Source organism: Deltaproteobacteria bacterium (genome assembly GCA_016875225.1).
In the GTDB taxonomy this organism is placed as follows: Bacteria; Myxococcota_A; UBA9160; order SZUA-336; family SZUA-336; genus VGRW01.
The window spans coordinates 11,967-27,249 of the sequence record VGRW01000046.1 but is presented as its reverse complement, the minus strand read 5'-3'; the positions used below and the strand labels follow the sequence as shown (position 1 = coordinate 27,249).

Sequence of the window (15,283 nt, the reverse complement as noted above, 5' to 3'; positions counted from 1 at the left end):
CCCCCTTCGAAAGGGGAGACGAGTCTCGCGTCAGCACCCGCTGCCCGAACTCGCGTTGGCTACACCGTAGCGCAACATCTATTTTGGGACCGCTTCTAGTCACGCCCCCGGGGCGGGCGCCGGATTCACGCCGCCGATCCGATCACCTATGATCGGCGCCATGGTGACTCCCGTCCGTCACGTGGCATCCATTCAGAGGCAGATGATGGTCGATGTCCCCTCTTCCTCGCACCGGGCCTCGTAGATGTGGAAGTACTACGTAATCCTGTTCGTCGCGCTGGTGCTGGTGCTCGCGTACACCTACATCGCGGATCCCTGTAACAGGCTCCTGCGAACAGACTTCGCGCAACGCAATCCCAGCTACGTGCTGCTCGATTCGCAGGCGGTGAGCGGATCTCCCGAGGCCGTCCGCTGCCGCGTCTCGTATCGGAAGCCCGACGATCAGGCGACCTACGAAGACATCTGGGTCTATCTCTACCAAGGCACCCGCTGGGAGTTCTCCAAGGTCGCCGAGGCGGAGAAGACGGGGCAGACGTCCCAGTGACGGACGTGGCGCGCAGCGGATCGGCGACCCCAGGCTGGATCTGCCCTCGCTTCAACGCCGCAAGCCTCGCGCGAATGGTCCGCGAGGTCGATGCAGGCGTGCTCGGCTTTCAGCTGGGCGTGGAGCTGCGGCTCTGGCTCCAGCGCAGGCGGTTGACCGGAGAGCGCGTGCTGCCGACCGCGCTCTATCTCGAGACCTCGAGCTACTGCCCGGGCGCTTGCGCGGATTGCTACGTCCCTGCGGCGGACCGCCGGCAGAACTTGCAGCTCGACGGGGCGATGCTCGACCGACTGCTGAGCTCCGCGGAGCAGCTGCCGATCGCCTACGTCTGCATCGTCGGCGGAGAGCCGCTGGATGCCTCGATCGCCGAGCAGAATCTGCGCTTGGTGCACGACCACCCGCGCACGAGGTTTCTGATCTGCACCAGCGGGGAGCCCGAGATCGGGCCGGAGCTCGGGCGCTCGCTCGGCGCGCTGCGCAATCTGACCCTGCTGGTCTCGTTCGAGGGTCTGCCCTCGACCCACAAGGCCATCCGCCCGCGCGGCAGTTTCGAGCAGGCCTGCGCCACGCTGGCTGCGTACCGCCGCTACAGCGGAAGCATCTGCGGCGCGAGCGTCACGCTGCGAACCAACAACTGGCACGAGGCCACCAGCCGCGAGTTCGTCGAGCGGGTGAGCGAGGCGGGCGCGCAGTACTTCGTCTTCTCGCCCTGCGAGACCGTCGCCGGACGGCCGATGCTGAGCCCGGATCGGCAGGCCCTGGCGCTGGACCGCCTGGCCGAGCTCTCCGCAGCCTCGAGAGCGCTGATCTTCACCTATCCGTTCGGGCAGATCCTGGGGCAGCGGATCGCGCCCGCCCGGCGCTTTCGCTCTCTCACGGTGGATTACACCGGCAACGTCTACATCGCCCGGCGCGGCCCCTGCTTCGGCAACGTCTACGACACCGACCTGGCGACGCTGATCTCGCGGCCGGCCCTGCAGACCGCCTACAGCCAGGCGGCCGCGGGCCCGGTCGGCTGGCGTCCCAGCCCGGTGCAGCTCGGCGCGTGGACCTGACGCCCGTCCTCTCGCCTTCTCAGAGATAGAGGCAGGCCCAGAGCACGGGCCAGATTCCCACCGCGAAGTACCAGCAGATGCGCGCGGCCGAGAAGGCGCTGCGGCTCAGCGCGCCCCTCGTCGGCGCCTCGTCGTCGCGGAAGGGCTTGAGTCGCAGCCAGACGACACCCAGGAAGACGAGCGAGCCCAGCACGTGTGCGGCGTGCGTCCCGACGATGATGCAGAAGAACTTGGCGTGATGGCTCGAGGTCAGGTCCAGCCCTTCTCGCAGCAGGTTGAGCCAGACCACCCCCTGGAAGAACAGGAAGAAGCTGCCGAGAACGATCGCGGTGAGCAGCATCGGACCGATTCGCGCCTCGCGGTCGTCCCAGGTGCGGGCCGCTCGGAAGACCAGGCCACCGCTCGCGAAGAGAGCCGCGGAATTGATGATCGTCTCGCCGAGCGGGAACCACGGCTGACCCTCCGGAGGCCAGACGGCTCCGTCGATCGCGCGCGTGAGCAGGAAGGCGGCCACCAGGCCCAGAAACACCATCGCCTCGAAGGCCACCATGACGAGCATCGAGATCAGGCCGAGATCGATCGCGAATCTCCGCGCGCGCTGGCGCGGCCGAAGCGCGATGACGTTCTGCCCGCTCATAGGGTGGACTCCCGGGCGGCCCGCTCGTCGATGGCGGCCGCCGTCTCGTCTTCCGGATCGCAGCTATTCTACTCCCCGGCGACGACGCTCGGCCAGCCGTTCGGCCGGACTCGAGGGCGCCGGGATCGGACGAGGGGCGCATGCCGGACGAAGCGATCATCTTCGACATGGACGGAACGCTGGCGGACTCCATCGAGCAGTACTGCCGGATGGCGCGCGACGTGACCGAGCTCACCGGCGCGCCGCCGGTCTCCCGCGAGCGAGTTCTCGCGCTCATGGGCAGCGGGCAGCCCGACCTGCTGCGCCGTCTGCTCCCCGACGACTTCCCCGACGCGGAAGCCGCGCTGGAGCGCGCGGTGCGCCTGCGACTGCGCGGCTGGATGCGCAGTCTCGACGACGTCGATCCGCTGCCCGGGTGCGTCGATCTGCTCCGGCACCTACACCGAAAAGGGTACCGACTGGGAATCGCCACCTCGTCGGGCCGCGCGCTGCCGTACCTGGATCGCTGGGGAGTGCGCGAGCTCTTCAGCGCGATCGTCGGCCGCGAGGACGTGCGCAATCGCAAGCCGCACCCCGAGCCGGTGCTGCTCTGCCTGGCCGGCCTGGGCACCGAGGCCGGTCGCGCGCTCTACGTCGGAGATTCGCCGATCGACATCCGCGCGGGGCGAGCGGCGGGCGTCCGGACCGTCGGCGTTCTCACCGGGACCAGCCCGCGCCACGTGCTCGAGACCGAAGGCCCCGACCACGTCCTGGCCAGCGCGATCGAGCTTCGCGGGCTGATCGGCGACTAGCCCCAACGCGGCTGGAAGTCGCGCGCGATTCCGAGCTCGTACTTCGCGATCTGCTCCAGCGCCATCATGTCCGCGGGAGGGTGGGCCTTGCCGGCACGGGCGTCGCGGTACATGCGCTCGAGCCCGAAGCGGCGGAAGATCCCCGGGCCGCCGGCGATGTCCATCGCCAGCTCCAGCACCTTCATGTGGTTGTTCGTGCACACGTACTTGCACAGTCCGCCCTTGCGCGCCGACTCCTCGATTCCCCACGGCCGCGCCATCCAGTCCTCGGCCGAGGTCCGGATCAGCGCGCGCGAGCTCTCGGTCAGCGCCACCATCTCGGCGAGCTGGTACTGCAGACCCGGCATGTGGCTCAGCGGCCGCTGCTCCGTCGGCGGCGTGCGCTCCTTCAGGTACCGCTTCACCCAGTCGATCGCGGCCTGGGCTACGCCGAGGTAGACGGAGGAGATCGTGATGTTGAACCAGGGCGCGAACGACGACATGTTCGCGAACACCGACGTCGCGGGCTGGATCGGCGCCATCATCGCGTCGGGGATGAACACGTCCTTGAATTCCACGTCCCAGCTGCCGCTGGCGCGAACCCCGATCACGTCCCAGCTCGTCTCGCCCATGCAGATCACGCCCGGCGTCGTCTTCGGGACCATCACCATCGCGACGCGCGCCGGCTCGCCGGAGCCGTCCTCGATCCGCGCGAAGGCGGCGATCATGTCGGCGGCGGGCACGTTCGAGAAGTACGACTTGCGGCCGTCGATCCGCCAGCCTCCGTCGACTTTCCTCGCCGTCGTCTGCGGGAGCATGTAGGCGCCGGGCACGCCGGTCTCGCTGAACGATCCACACAGGATCCCCTTCGTCTGTGCCAGCGCCTTCATCATCAGCTCGCCCTGCGCGCGCCTTTCCGGCGTCTCGAACCGCAGGTCGAAGAGCCGAGACCCGATGCCGAAGACGTGCATGTTCATGCCGATCGCCGTCCCCGCGCAGCCCTGCCCGAGCTGCTCCTGGCAGGCGCAGAGCTCGAGCAGGTTCACGCCTTCACCGCCGAGCTCCGCCGGCATCGTCATGTGCGCGTAGCCGCTCTGCTTCATCTCCTCGTAGTTCTCGTGCGGGAACGAGTTGTCGCGGTCGTGCGCGTCGGCGCGCGGCGCGAAGTCGGCCGCGTGCCTGCGCGCGCGCTCGAGCAGCCGCACCTCGCGCTCCGAGAGCGGCTTGCGCAGCAGGGTGGGGTAGTCGGGGAACACGCCGGAATCGGGCTGGGTGGCCATGCAAGCTCCTTGTTCCAGTACTTACGAAACTGTAAATAGTGCCGCGATGCCTCGGAAGTCAACTCGGGCGCGCAGACGCCGGCTCCCGGCCGCGGAGGCGCGGCTGCGAATCCTGCAGGCCGCCGAGAAGCGGCTGGTCGAGGTCGGGCCAGGGGGCCTGCGGCTCGCCGACCTCGCGCGCGACCTCGGCATCACGCACCAGGCGATCCTCCACCATTTCGGGAGCCGTGAGGATCTTCTCGCCGAGCTCGCCCGCTTCGCGATCGCGAGCCTCGGACAGGAGCTGATCGATGCGCTCGATCGCCCGGAGGGGGCGCCAGCCAGCGCGACCGACCTGCTCGACCGCGTCTTTCGCACCTTCGGCGAGCGGGGTCAGGCGCGACTGATCGCCTGGCTCGCGCTCTCCGGGCTCACTCCTGCGCCATCGCGGCGAACGCGCACGAGCGCGCCAGACGGGGATCGCGTCCTGCTCCGCCTCGCGAACGCCCTGCACGCTCGACGCGGGCTGGCCGCATCCTCCGAGGCGCTGGAGAACACGCAGTTCACCCTGGTGCTAGGAGGACTCGCGGCGCTCGGCGACGCGATCGCGGGCGCCGGCGTCCGCGACAGCGCCGGGCTGGATGACGATCGCGAGGCCAACCAGCGCTTTCGCGAGTGGCTCTCGAAGCTGCTGGTCGCGCAGCTTCGCGGATAGGCGCTTCGGGGCCGCTCCGTTCTATGATCCGCAGGCGGGAGGAGCCCATGCAGGATTCGTTCGCAGCGACCGACGACGAGCTCGAGCAGTACGGGCGGCTCGGGTTCTTCACCCGAGAGCGGATCTTCTCGCCGGCCGAGCTGGCGGAGCTGCAGCGGGCGGTGGAGCGCGTCCACGAGCGCGTGCTGTCCGCCGACGAGCACGGCGAGGGCGGCCCGGTCGATCGGGTCGACAATCAGCGCTACCAGCCGCTCTGCGGGTCGACGGTCAAGTGGGAGTGGAGCGAGAGCTTGCGCGCGGTCCGCTCGATGGAGCCGGCCCACCACCTCGATCCGCGCCTCTCCGCGCTGATCGACGACCCGCGCCTCTGGGAGCCCTGCCGCGCGCTGGTCGGATCGCAGGAGTTGAGCCTCTTCAGCGACAAGCTGAACATGAAGCGCCCGGGTGGCGCGCCGTTTCCGTGGCACCAGGAGTCGCCCTACTGGGTGTACGGCGCCGAGCAGGTGGAGCGGATCGTGAGCGTGCTGGTCTACCTCGACGATGCGAGCGTCGACAACGGCTGCCTCTGGGTGATTCCGGGCAGCCACAGCCACGGCGTGCTCCCGGCGCTCTCGGATCGCGGCGTGCTCGGCGCGCTCTACACCGATGTGGGACGGGTCGAGGGCGAGCCGTTTCCGGTCCAGCTGCCCGCCGGGTCTGCGCTCTGGTTCCACCGCGACCTCGTCCACGGCTCGCAGGGCAATCGCAGCGCGGACAACCGGCGCGTCTTCGTGGCCGCCTATCAGCCGGCCGGGCTGCGTCGCTGGCGTCTCGACCGAGTGCGGCCGGTCGGAGCGCGCGCGCCCGCGAGCTGAGCCGCTAGTCTGCAGCGGATGCAGCCGTCGCGCCGACTCTCGCTCTGCCTGCTTCTCTTCGGGCTCCTGGCGGCCGGCGCCGGGGCGACCGCTTCTGCGGGCCCGGAGGCTCGCCCGTCGATCGGATCGATTCGCCGCGACGTCGAGACGGGCGCGCTCGATCCCGCCCAGCGCGAGCAGGCGCTCGCCCAGCTCGACGCCGCCGCCGGGCACGAGCGCGAGGCCGACGCGCTCGTGCAGCGCCTGGCCGAGCTGCGCGCCGAGGCGACTTCGCAGCCGACGCGAATGACCCGCCTGCGTGCCGCGCTCGAGCTCGACCGCGACAAGGAGATCGCGGCATGGGAGGCGCGCCTGCCACCGGACGCCGACGGCGAGACCCTCGAGCGACTGCTGAAGCGGGAGCGCGCCGCCGTCGCCGACCTCGACGCGCAGGTCGAGAAGCTCGCGAGCGGTCTGGCGCAGGCGCTCTCCGGTCCGGCACGGCCCGCCGACGAGCTCGCCGCGCTCCGACAGCGTGTGGACGAGCTTTCCGTACCTGCCGCGGCGGTGGCCGGCGAGCCTGCGGCTCTTGGCGCCGTGCGCCAGACGGCGCGGGCCGCGGAGCTTCGCCGCCTGAGAGCGGAGCTCGAGCTGAAGCAGGCCGAACGCGAGCTCGCGGGCGACCGCCAGCAACACGACGAGCTCGCGCTCCGCGAGCTGCGATTCCGTCAGAGTTTGCACGCCCGACGCGTCGCGATTCTTCACCAGCGCGTCGCCGACCTCGGCCGTCGCGAGATCGAGAAGCTGACCGCAGGGCTGACCGAGCGCGAGACCGCGCTCGCCGAGACCCGTGGCTCCGCGTTCGGCGTCGCCGCTCGAAATCGCGTTCTCGGCGAAGAGCTGCTCGAGCAGAACGCGCGGCTCGCAGACGATCGTGCGACGCTGGCCCTCACCGAGGCGGCCCGCGATCGCGTCGCGGCCGCGCTTCGCGACAGTCGGGCGCGGCTCGAGATCGGAGGCGCGAGCGAGGCCGTCGGTCGCTGGCTCTGGAGCGAGCGCCGGCGTCTCGAGGCCCCTGCGCGCCTGCGCCAGCGCCTCGACGCGCTGCGCGGAACGCTCGCCGAGCTTCGCCTCCGGCTCGTGATCACGAGCGAGGAGCAGCGCGAGCTGGTCGACGTCGCCGCGGTGGCGCGCGAGATCTCCGAAGCCGACCGCGCGAGCAGCGACGAGGAGGGCGTTGCCGAGCCGGCGAGCGAGTCCCTCGAGCCGCTGCTCCGGCAGCGCGTCCAGCTTCTCGGCGCGATCGAGCCCCTGCTGCGCCGACGCATCACGACGCTCGAGCGGGCCGAGCGCGTGCGCCAGCAGCAGCTCGACGACACGCTGCAGATGAGTCAGCTGCTCGACCGCCATCTGCTCTGGAGCCGCAGTCACTCACCGATCGACGCCAGCTGGCTCGGGCGCGTTCCCGAGGGCCTGCGCGATCTGGTCAAACCGTCGCGTTGGAAGACCACCGTCGAGCTCTCGCTGCGGGAGCTCGCCGATCGACCGCTGCGCTGGGCGCTCGCGGTGCTCGTCGTGCTGGCCTCGCTTGCCCTGCGCCGGAGCGCGCGAGCGCGAATCGAGGCCCAGGTCGTTCCGGCACAGGACATCGGCGGGAACAGCTTTCAGGCGACGCTTCGCGCGCTCGGCTGGACGCTGCTCGGCGCGGCTCCGGGCCCGGTCGTGCTCTGGCTCCTCGGCGAGCTGCTGCAGGATGTCGGAAACCCGGGTCGCTACAGCGATTCGCTCGGTCGCGCCTTCGGCGCGCTGGTGCTCCCACTGGCCTCGGTACAGCTTCTGCGCTGGATGGTCGTCGAGCGCGGCCTCGCACACGTACACTTCCGCTGGATGCGCGCGCGCCGCGAGACGCTTCGGCGCACGGTGCCGCGCGCCGCCGGCGTCGTCCTGCCGATGTACTTCGTCACGGCGCTTGCGTTCATCCGCAACCTCGAGCTGCCAAACGACGTTCAGGCGCGGGTCGCGATCGTCGTCGCGTGCGGAGCTCTCGCCTGGACGCTCTGGCGCGCGCTCGACGTCGGACGGCTCTGGGTCGTCCGCGGGGCGACGACCGAGGCGTCCGCTTCGAGAAGGCTGCTGCGCTTCGCGCTTCCGGTTCTCGCGCTGGTCACCGCCGTGCTGGCGCTGATCGGCTACGTCCACTCCGCCGGCCTGCTGCTGCACTCCTTCATCATGACGTTCGCCATGCTCGTCGCGATCAGTTTGCTGACGGGCCTGCTGGCGCGCTGGTTCCTGCTGGGCGAGCGACGGCTCTCGCTGCAGCGAAGCGAGGAGCTGCGGGTTTCCGAAGCGGAGCTCGCTGGCGACGAGCCAGCAGCAGAGCCGGAGCCCGAGATGACGCTCGAACAGATCAACGCGCAGACCGGTCGGCTGCTGCGTGCGCTGCGCCTGACCTTGGTGGCCGTGGGATTCGCCTGGGTCTGGGCGCAGGTGATCCCCGCAGTCGCACGGCTGGACGAGATCGCGCTCTGGCACTTCGCGGAGGCCGGTGCGGGCGGCGAGGTCGTGCAGCACCCGGTGACGCTGATGGCGGCGATCCTCGGTGCGCTCGTGCTGACGCTCACGTTCGGGGGCGCGAGAAACCTGCCGGGGTTGGTCGAGATCGGCCTGCTCTCGCGCACGAAGATCGACGCGGCGTCTCGCTACGCGGCGACCAGCGTGCTCCGCTACGCGATCGTCATCGCCGGTACGGTGATCGGGCTCGGCCTGCTCGGCATGCGCTGGTCGCAGCTGCAGTGGCTGGCCGCGGCGCTCAGCGTCGGACTGGGCTTCGGTCTGCAGGAGATCTTCGCCAACTTCGTATCGGGGCTGATCCTGCTCTTCGAGCGCCCGTTCCGCGTCGGTGACGTGATCACGATCGGCGCTTCGTCCGGCCGGGTCCTGCGCATCCGCACGCGTGCAACGACGATTCTCGACTTCGACAACAAGGAGATCGTCGTTCCGAACAAGAGCTTCATCACCGGAGAGGTCACGAACTGGACCCTCTCCGACAGCGCGACGCGCATCGTGATCAAGGTCGGGGTCGCCTACGGCAGCGATCCCTCGCGAGTCCGCGAGCTCCTGCTCGCGGCCGCGCGCGCGAATCCGCTCGTGGCCGCTGAGCCCGAGCCGGTCAGCGTGTTCCTCGCCTTCGGCGCAAGCTCCCTCGATTTCGAGCTGCGCGTCTTCGTCGGCGCGGTGGCCGACCGGCTGGTCGCCCAGGACCAGCTCAACACGGCCGTGGCGGAGTCGTTCGCAGAGCACGGCATCGAGATCGCGTTCCCGCAGCTCGACCTGCACGTGCGCGACGTTCCCCGGTCCACGGGCTGAGACGATCGACTAGCGCCCGCCGCCCTTGCCCCCGCCAGGACCGGGACCGGCGCCAGGGCCAGGGCCCATGCCCGGGCCGGGTCCCATACCTCGACCCGGTCCTCCCCGCTGGCCGCGCGGGGGCACCTCTTCGGGAAGCGCGACGCCGCGCTCCTTGGCGCGCTCCTGCATCCGCTCGTGGTGCTCGGCGCGGATCCGCTCGCGCTCCTCGTCGCTCTTCGCCGCGCGCATCTTCGCCCGCTGCTCGGCGATCTCCTCCGGCGTCATCAGGTCGCGGCCATAGATCGGCTCGCCCTCCTCGACCGCTGCATCGATCCCGGCGCCCGGCGCGCCGCTCTCCTGGGCGAGCGCGACTCCGGCGCTGATCAGCGACCCGCAGACGAGGGCAGAGAAGAGAGATCGAGCTCGCACCTTCGTTCCTCCTGCGCCCTTCGCGGAGCAATCCACGTGCCGACCCGTCGGTGCCGACGGCGGCTGACATCCGAGCGAATGTCCATCCCCGCCTCACCCGGCTGGGGCGTTCCGAGACCGCGGCCCTACGGTGTGCGCGCGCTGGCCGGGGTCGAGACGTTCCTGAAGTGCGGGATCACGTACTTCCCGAACATCTTGATCGTGTCCATGATCGCGCCGTGCGGCATCCGGCCGACCTGCATCAGCAGAAGCAGCTCGTCGGCGCCGACGCGCGGGTAGTTCTCGATCGCGCGGATGCAGTCGTCGGGATTGCCGCAGATCACCGTGCCGGCCTGCGCTGCTGCGGCGAGATCGAGCTCCGGCATCGCTGGAACGGCGGAGACCTTGTCGCCCTCGGGCTTCTCGCCCGCGCCGCGCGTGGAGATCAGCGCGTCGGAGATGTTCTTGTAGTACTGGTAGGTCTGCGCGCTCTTCGGGATGTAGAGCTGCTGCCCGAGATCCCAGAAGAAGCGCATGTTCGGCTCGGCGATCTCGTAGGCGCGCTGGCGCGTCTCGGCGCAGCAGGCCATCGCGGAGCAGGCGACCTGGTTGTTCACGAACGCCCCCGCGGGGCTGGTGCAGGACGCCGCCGCGTCGCGGTAGAGCTTGATCTGCGCCTCGAGCATGCCCGGCGCCAGGAATCCGAACGAGAGCAGGCCCAGCCCCAGTCGCCCGGCGCGCTGGAAGCTCGACGGCTGCGTCGCCGCGTGCCAGAGCGGCGGGTGCGGCTTCTGCAGCGGCTTCGGCAGCACCGCTCGCTCGGGCATCTTCAGGTGCTTGCCGTCGAAGCTCACCGTGTCCTTCATCCACATCTGCGGAATCGCGCGGACCGCTTCCTCCCACTGCTCGAGCGTGACGTCCGGATCGATCATGAAGCCGCCGAGCTCCTGCTCGGTGATCCCCCGGCCAGTGCCGAACTCGACCCGGCCGTTGGAGAGGATGTCGAGCACCGCCGCGCGCTCGGCCGCGCGCACCGGGTGGTTGTACTGGTGCGGCAGCAGCACGACGCCGTGCCCGAGCCGGATCCGGCTGGTGCGCTGGCTCAGCGCGCCGAAGAACACCTCTGGCGCGGAGCTGTGCGAGTACTCGCTCAGGAAGTGGTGCTCCACGCACCAGACCGCGTGGAATCCCATCTCCTCGGCAAGCTCGGCCTGCGCGATCGCCTGCCAGTACGTCTCGTACTCCGAGCGCTCGTGCCAGGGCTTCGCCATCTGCAGCTCGTAGATCAGCGAGATTCGCATCGCGTCCCCTCCGCCCGATCCAGCCTATTCAGCCTCCTTGCAGTGCCGATATGAGGACGGTCATATTGGCCCGATGAGTGATTGCCCGGAGCTCGAGGCGGCGCGGGGATTGGCGGATCTGGTGACCGAGCGCGCGGGGGAGGGCGACGCGGCGCGCGCGATCCCGCGCGACCTGGCGCGGCGCATGGCCGAGGCCGGGCTGTTCCGGGTCTGCGTCCCGGCCCGCTACGGCGGCAGCGAGCGCCACGTCCGGGACGTCGTCCGCGTGATCGAGGAGATCGGGCGCGCCGACGGCTCGGCCGGCTGGTGCGTGATGCTCGGCGCGACTACCGGCCTGCTGGCGGGGTCGCTGCCCGAGGAGTGGGCCCGGAAGATCTACGGAGCGGATCCGAACGTGGCGACTTGCGGGGTCGTGCGCGGGAACGGCGTGGCGCGGCCGGTGCCGGGCGGCCACTCGATCGACGGGCGCTGGCCGTTCGCGAGCGCCATCAGCCACTCCGACTGGGTGGTCGGCGGCTGCACCGTGGTCGGCGCGGACGGCGAGATCCCGGAGCCGGGCCCGCGCGGGCCAGAGACGCGGCTGTTCTTCTTCGAGCCCGGGCAGGTCCGGGTGCTCGACACCTGGCACACCTCCGGCCTGCGCGGCACCGGGAGCCACGACTTCGAGGTGAGCGACGCCTTCGTTCCCGACGGCCGCTCCGTGGTGCTGGGCGGGCGGCCGCGGGTCGACGGGCCGCTGTTCAAGTTCCCGACGCTGGGGCTGCTCGCGCTCGGCGTGACCTCGGTCTCGCTCGGAATCGCGCGGCGCGCGATCCAGGAGTTCATCGCGCTCGCGGGGGGCAAGGTTCCGACCGGCAGCGCGCGCACGCTCGCGAACCGGCCGCTGGCGCAGCGCGCGGTGGCGGATGCGGAGGCCTCGCTGCGCGCGGCGCGCGCCTTCCTGTTCGAGGTGCTCGACGAGGTCTGGGCCGTCGCGCAGCAAGGGGCGCTCACGACCGAGGCGCGCGCGCAGCTTCGCCTCGCGGCCACGCACTCGACCTGGCGCGCCGCGCACGCCGTCGACCAGGTCTACCAGGCGGCCGGCGGCACCTCGATCTACGACGTGAGCCCGCTCTCGCGCTGCTTCCGCGACGTGCACGTCGCCACACAGCACCTGATGGTCGCGGAGCCCACGCTCGAGGTGGTCGGCCGGGTGCTTCTCGGAGTCGGTGCCGAGAAGTCGCTTCTCTGAGCGGAGCCGAGCCTCAGCCGACGAGCTTCTTCGCCTCGACGATGAGCGCGGCGCAGGCGTCTGCGCAGGCCTTGCACTCGGGCTGGTGCTTCTCGTGCACGCGGCACTCCTTCTCGCAGTACTCGCAGACCGCGATGCAGGCGCGCGCCATCTCGGCGAGCTTCTGCGAGTCCTGCGAGGCGAGGAACGCGAACGCGTCACAGACGTGGAGCATCTGCTGCACCGAGATCGCGCACTCCGCCATCGTCGTGTCCTTGGCGACGAACGTCTCGAAGCAGTGACTGAGGCAGGAGCGTCCGGTCTCGATGCACTTCTCCGCCGCCTTGACGGCGGCCGCATGTCGCTTGTAGGCCTGCGCCTCGGTGTAGCGGCCCGCGGCGTCGGGCGCGTGGCCCGCGTGCTCGTCCGCTGCGTTGGCCCGAGTGGCCGCGGCCACGGCCGCGAGTCCCACTCCGCCCAGCAGAATCTCGCGCCGGCTGATCGATCCCTGCGTCCTGTCGAGATCACGGTCCATGGCTCGGTCCTCCTGTGGTGATTCTATCCAGCATCGCGCCGCCGTCGCCCGGATTCGTCACCACGGCCCGATGCGCGGCCTTCGCGCCGGCGCCACGCGGATCGCGTCCTGCGGGCAGTCGATCTCGCAGGCGAAGCAGGTCTGGCAGTCCTCGGGGTAGGCGATCCGGATCTCGCGCCGCTCGGGCACCAGCCGGAACACGTCGGTCGGGCAGATCCGGAAGCAGATCTGGCAGTAGTCGCAGAGGTTCCTGTCGATCCGCTCGATCACGCGGGCACCGGCGTCACCAGGGGCTGGATCGGGTAGCTCGACAGCGGAACAGGCTCGCGCTCGATCTGCATCGCGCCGTCGTCGGCGCGCCGCAGATTGATCCAGACGAGCCGGCTCGCTTCGTCGCTCTCGGGGTGGTCCACGCGGAAGTGCGCGCCGCGGGATTCGCCGCGCGCGAGCGATGCGCGCAGGAACATCTCCGCGGCGCGGATCATGTTTCGCGTCTCGTGCAGCTTGGCGAGCCCGTGCACGTCGTCGGCGATCAGATCGGGAAGCGCGCCGTCGCGAAGGTCCTCGATGTCGCGCAGCGCGGCTTCGAGCGACTCGCCCCGCTTCCGAATGCTGACGTCGGTCCGGAAGATGCTGCGCTGCATCCGCTCGACCACCTCGTCCGCGCGCAGGCCGCCCGACTTCTTCCGCCCGAGCGGCGCGGTCGCACGGGCGGCGAGCTCGGCGACCTCGTCGCTGTGTGGCGCGCACGGGCCGGCGTCGGCGAGCCAGCGCGCGGCTCCGCGACCGCTGCGTTCGCCCGACCCCATCGCGCGCAGCGTCGACCAGCCGTTGAAGAGCCCGGGATCGAGCGCTTCGGTCATTCCCGCCGCGAACAGACCTGGAACGTCCGACTGGCCGTCCGCGTGCACACGCACTCCGCCGCGCAGCGTCTGGACCGCGGGGATCCACTCCTGGGGCCGGCGGAGATCGACGCCTTCGTCCGCGAGCCGCGACAGGTTCAGCGGCATGAAGCCGCCGATCCGCGCGAGAGCGGGCGCGATCCTGGTCGTGAACGAGTCGCCCATCTCGAGCTGGAAAGGCGGGCCGTTTCCCTTCTCCACCTCTCGCGCCATCGCTTGCACCAGTTCGTGGATCTCGGCGGAATCCGCATCCGGGTGGTAGCGGGCCATGAACGCCTCGCCGCGCGCGTTCAGCAGCCGTCCGCCCCAGCGCAGCGCGACGCCGGTGCCCTCGAAGCCGAAGTGGGGCGAGCCGGTGTTGGTGCAGAGGAACTCCATGTTCGAGAGCCGCGCGCCCTGGTCGTAGGCGAGCCGGAAGCCGTCGCCGGTGGTCGCGTCGGTGCAGACGTAGCTGCCGCGGAAGCTGCAGTCGGCGGTGGCGAGGAGAACCGCGCGCGCCGCGAACTCGATCGGCTCGGCCGTGGTTCGGTCGAGTCCGAGCGCTCCCGCGATCCGGCCGTCGCGCTGCAGCAGATCGGTGACGAGGACGCGCGGAAAGGTCTGCGTTCCCGGGCGCGCGCGGCGGCGCAGCGCGTCGGCCACCGCCGCGCCGCCCACGCTCTCGCGGAAGCGCGGCATCACCATCATCTTCACGTGCCGGAAGCCGCGCGACGGCAGGCGCAGGTAGCCGTCCCCGGCGCGCTCGTACGAGACGCCCCACGACTCGAGCCGGCGCAGCCGCTCGTGCGACGTCTCGAGAATCTCGGCGACCAGAGGCTGGCGCGAGAGGAAGCCGTTCGCCTCGACGATGTCGCGAAGCCAGAGCTCGAGCGAATCTTCCGGCAGGCAGTAGATCGTCGCGCCCGCGCAGAGCCGCGACTGGCTCGACATCGCGATCGCCGCTTTGTCGACCATGGCGATCCGAGTGACTCCCGCCTCGCGCGCCGCGATCGCCGCCCAGAGACCGGCGAAGCCGCTCCCCACGATCAACAGGTCCGTCTCGCAGCGTCGGATTCGCATCGCCCCGCTCCGCTCGCTCGAGTCTACGCCGGGCGCCTCACGGACTGCGCGGCGATTCCGCCGATCACCTGCGACAGGCTCGCGCGCAGGCATCGCTTGAACTCCGGCCTCGTCACGTTGCCGCCAAGCCAGGCGATCAGCCCGAAGTAGTACACGGCGAAGAGATTCTGGGCGGCGGACTCCGGATCGACGTCCGGGCGCAGCGCTCCGTCGCGCTGCGCGGCCCGGATCAGATCGCCGATACCGCTGTAGATGGCCCGCATCAGCACGGCGATGTGATGCTTGCGCTCGCTGCCCGTCGGGATCGTGACCTCGCGGATCAGAACCCTGGCGAGCCCGAGGTCGCGCTCGTGGTAGGCGATCATCGCGCCGAACACGTACATGAGCTGGTCGAGAAACGGGGCGCTCGCGTCGACCCGCTCGAAACCGGCCCGCGACGTCTCGATCATCTCGTCCTTGAAGACCATGACGAGCAGGTCTTCCTTGGACTTCGCGTAGAGGAAGAGCGTGCCGGCACCGATCTCCGCCCGCTCCGCGATCTCCTGCGTCGTGGTCTGCGCGAACCCCTTGGCTGCGAAGAGCGCTTTCGCGGCTGCGGCGATCCGCGCCAGCTTCTCCTGCTTGTTCTGCTCCCGGCGCCCGGCGGGCGTGGCCCCGGCCTTTCGAGTTCGCGTGGCCATCAGGTGGATCGGGGCTCGGCGCTGGAA

15 protein-coding genes are annotated in these 15,283 nt (G+C 70.4%); 8 read left to right on the top strand and 7 right to left on the bottom strand.

Annotated features, from left to right (window positions below; genetic code table 11):
* Window positions 1-244: 244 nt before the first annotated feature.
* Window positions 245-544, top strand: a complete 300-nt coding sequence (locus tag FJ108_11945; protein MBM4336606.1) for a hypothetical protein — start codon at window positions 245-247, stop codon at window positions 542-544.
* Between the two features lie 74 nt (window positions 545-618).
* On the top strand, window positions 619-1,599 hold the full coding sequence (locus tag FJ108_11940; protein ID MBM4336605.1) for a radical SAM protein: 981 nt from the start codon (window positions 619-621) through the stop codon (window positions 1,597-1,599).
* 19 nt (window positions 1,600-1,618) lie between these two features.
* On the opposite strand, the gene FJ108_11935 is transcribed toward FJ108_11940, so the two are convergent.
* Window positions 1,619-2,236, bottom strand: a complete 618-nt coding sequence (locus FJ108_11935) for a hypothetical protein (GenBank protein ID MBM4336604.1) — start codon at window positions 2,234-2,236, stop codon at window positions 1,619-1,621.
* 140 nt (window positions 2,237-2,376) lie between these two features.
* On the opposite strand from FJ108_11935, the gene FJ108_11930 reads away from it, so the two are divergent.
* Entirely contained in the window at window positions 2,377-3,027 is a 651-nt protein-coding gene (locus tag FJ108_11930) for an HAD family hydrolase (GenBank protein ID MBM4336603.1), read from the top strand.
* Here FJ108_11930 and FJ108_11925 read toward each other — a convergent pair.
* Window positions 3,024-4,286: an acyl-CoA dehydrogenase gene (locus tag FJ108_11925; GenBank protein MBM4336602.1), complete on the bottom strand. Its 1,263-nt coding sequence runs from the start codon at window positions 4,284-4,286 to the stop codon at window positions 3,024-3,026. The genes FJ108_11930 and FJ108_11925 overlap by 4 nt on opposite strands.
* Between FJ108_11925 and FJ108_11920 the strand changes: the two genes are divergently transcribed.
* From FJ108_11920 to FJ108_11905, 4 genes are read left to right on the top strand one after another with little or no spacing between them, the layout of a single operon-like run.
* On the top strand, window positions 4,285-4,980 hold the full coding sequence (locus tag FJ108_11920) for a TetR/AcrR family transcriptional regulator (protein ID MBM4336601.1): 696 nt from the start codon (window positions 4,285-4,287) through the stop codon (window positions 4,978-4,980). The two genes, FJ108_11925 and FJ108_11920, sit on opposite strands and share 2 nt — an antisense overlap.
* A gap of 23 nt (window positions 4,981-5,003) precedes the next feature.
* The gene (locus FJ108_11915) at window positions 5,004-5,834 is read left to right on the top strand and encodes a phytanoyl-CoA dioxygenase family protein (GenBank protein ID MBM4336600.1); all 831 of its coding nucleotides are present in this window, start codon (window positions 5,004-5,006) and stop codon (window positions 5,832-5,834) included.
* Between the two features lie 18 nt (window positions 5,835-5,852).
* Window positions 5,853-9,179 (top strand): mechanosensitive ion channel, encoded by a 3,327-nt coding sequence (locus FJ108_11910; protein ID MBM4336599.1) that lies wholly within the window; start codon window positions 5,853-5,855, stop codon window positions 9,177-9,179.
* 25 nt (window positions 9,180-9,204) lie between these two features.
* Window positions 9,205-9,462 carry a hypothetical protein gene (locus tag FJ108_11905; protein MBM4336598.1) on the top strand — a complete coding sequence of 86 codons (258 nt, stop codon included), beginning with the start codon at window positions 9,205-9,207 and terminating at the stop codon, window positions 9,460-9,462.
* A gap of 253 nt (window positions 9,463-9,715) precedes the next feature.
* Here FJ108_11905 and FJ108_11900 read toward each other — a convergent pair whose 3' ends face one another.
* Window positions 9,716-10,870 carry an LLM class flavin-dependent oxidoreductase gene (locus FJ108_11900; protein MBM4336597.1) on the bottom strand — a complete coding sequence of 385 codons (1,155 nt, stop codon included), beginning with the start codon at window positions 10,868-10,870 and terminating at the stop codon, window positions 9,716-9,718.
* A 73-nt stretch (window positions 10,871-10,943) separates the two neighbouring features.
* Between FJ108_11900 and FJ108_11895 the strand changes: the two genes are divergently transcribed.
* A complete protein-coding gene (locus FJ108_11895) occupies window positions 10,944-12,101 on the top strand; it encodes a flavin-dependent monooxygenase (GenBank protein MBM4336596.1) in 1,158 nt (385 codons plus the stop codon).
* Window positions 12,102-12,114: 13 nt separating this feature from the next.
* Here the strand turns inward: FJ108_11895 and FJ108_11890 are convergent, their stop codons facing one another.
* From FJ108_11890 to FJ108_11875, 4 genes are all read right to left on the bottom strand, one after another.
* On the bottom strand, window positions 12,115-12,582 hold the full coding sequence (locus FJ108_11890) for a Csp1 family four helix bundle copper storage protein (GenBank protein ID MBM4336595.1): 468 nt from the start codon (window positions 12,580-12,582) through the stop codon (window positions 12,115-12,117).
* A gap of 90 nt (window positions 12,583-12,672) precedes the next feature.
* On the bottom strand, window positions 12,673-12,885 hold the full coding sequence (locus FJ108_11885) for a 4Fe-4S dicluster domain-containing protein (protein ID MBM4336594.1): 213 nt from the start codon (window positions 12,883-12,885) through the stop codon (window positions 12,673-12,675).
* A complete protein-coding gene (locus tag FJ108_11880; protein MBM4336593.1) occupies window positions 12,882-14,669 on the bottom strand; it encodes an FAD-binding protein in 1,788 nt (595 codons plus the stop codon). Before FJ108_11880 ends, FJ108_11885 begins: the two co-directional genes overlap by 4 nt.
* Window positions 14,600-15,256 (bottom strand): TetR/AcrR family transcriptional regulator, encoded by a 657-nt coding sequence (locus FJ108_11875; GenBank protein ID MBM4336592.1) that lies wholly within the window; start codon window positions 15,254-15,256, stop codon window positions 14,600-14,602. Before FJ108_11875 ends, FJ108_11880 begins: the two co-directional genes overlap by 70 nt.
* Window positions 15,257-15,283 lie beyond the last annotated feature (27 nt).

Bases quoted from the DNA above. Each gene is read 5' to 3' on its own strand.
- FJ108_11945 (MBM4336606.1), top strand. From the start codon at position 245: ATGTGGAAGTACTACGTAATCCTGTTCGTCGCGCTGGTGCTGGTGCTC.
- FJ108_11940 (MBM4336605.1), top strand. From the start codon at position 619: ATGGTCCGCGAGGTCGATGCAGGCGTGCTCGGCTTTCAGCTGGGCGTG.
- FJ108_11935 (MBM4336604.1), bottom strand. From the start codon at position 2,236: ATGAGCGGGCAGAACGTCATCGCGCTTCGGCCGCGCCAGCGCGCGCGG.
- FJ108_11930 (MBM4336603.1), top strand. From the start codon at position 2,377: ATGCCGGACGAAGCGATCATCTTCGACATGGACGGAACGCTGGCGGAC.
- FJ108_11920 (MBM4336601.1), top strand. From the start codon at position 4,285: ATGCAAGCTCCTTGTTCCAGTACTTACGAAACTGTAAATAGTGCCGCG.
- FJ108_11925 (MBM4336602.1), bottom strand. From the start codon at position 4,286: ATGGCCACCCAGCCCGATTCCGGCGTGTTCCCCGACTACCCCACCCTG.
- FJ108_11915 (MBM4336600.1), top strand. From the start codon at position 5,004: ATGATCCGCAGGCGGGAGGAGCCCATGCAGGATTCGTTCGCAGCGACC.
- FJ108_11910 (MBM4336599.1), top strand. From the start codon at position 5,853: ATGCAGCCGTCGCGCCGACTCTCGCTCTGCCTGCTTCTCTTCGGGCTC.
- FJ108_11900 (MBM4336597.1), bottom strand. From the start codon at position 10,870: ATGCGAATCTCGCTGATCTACGAGCTGCAGATGGCGAAGCCCTGGCAC.
- FJ108_11895 (MBM4336596.1), top strand. From the start codon at position 10,944: ATGAGTGATTGCCCGGAGCTCGAGGCGGCGCGGGGATTGGCGGATCTG.
- FJ108_11880 (MBM4336593.1), bottom strand. From the start codon at position 14,669: ATGCCTGCGCGCGAGCCTGTCGCAGGTGATCGGCGGAATCGCCGCGCA.
- FJ108_11875 (MBM4336592.1), bottom strand. From the start codon at position 15,256: ATGGCCACGCGAACTCGAAAGGCCGGGGCCACGCCCGCCGGGCGCCGG.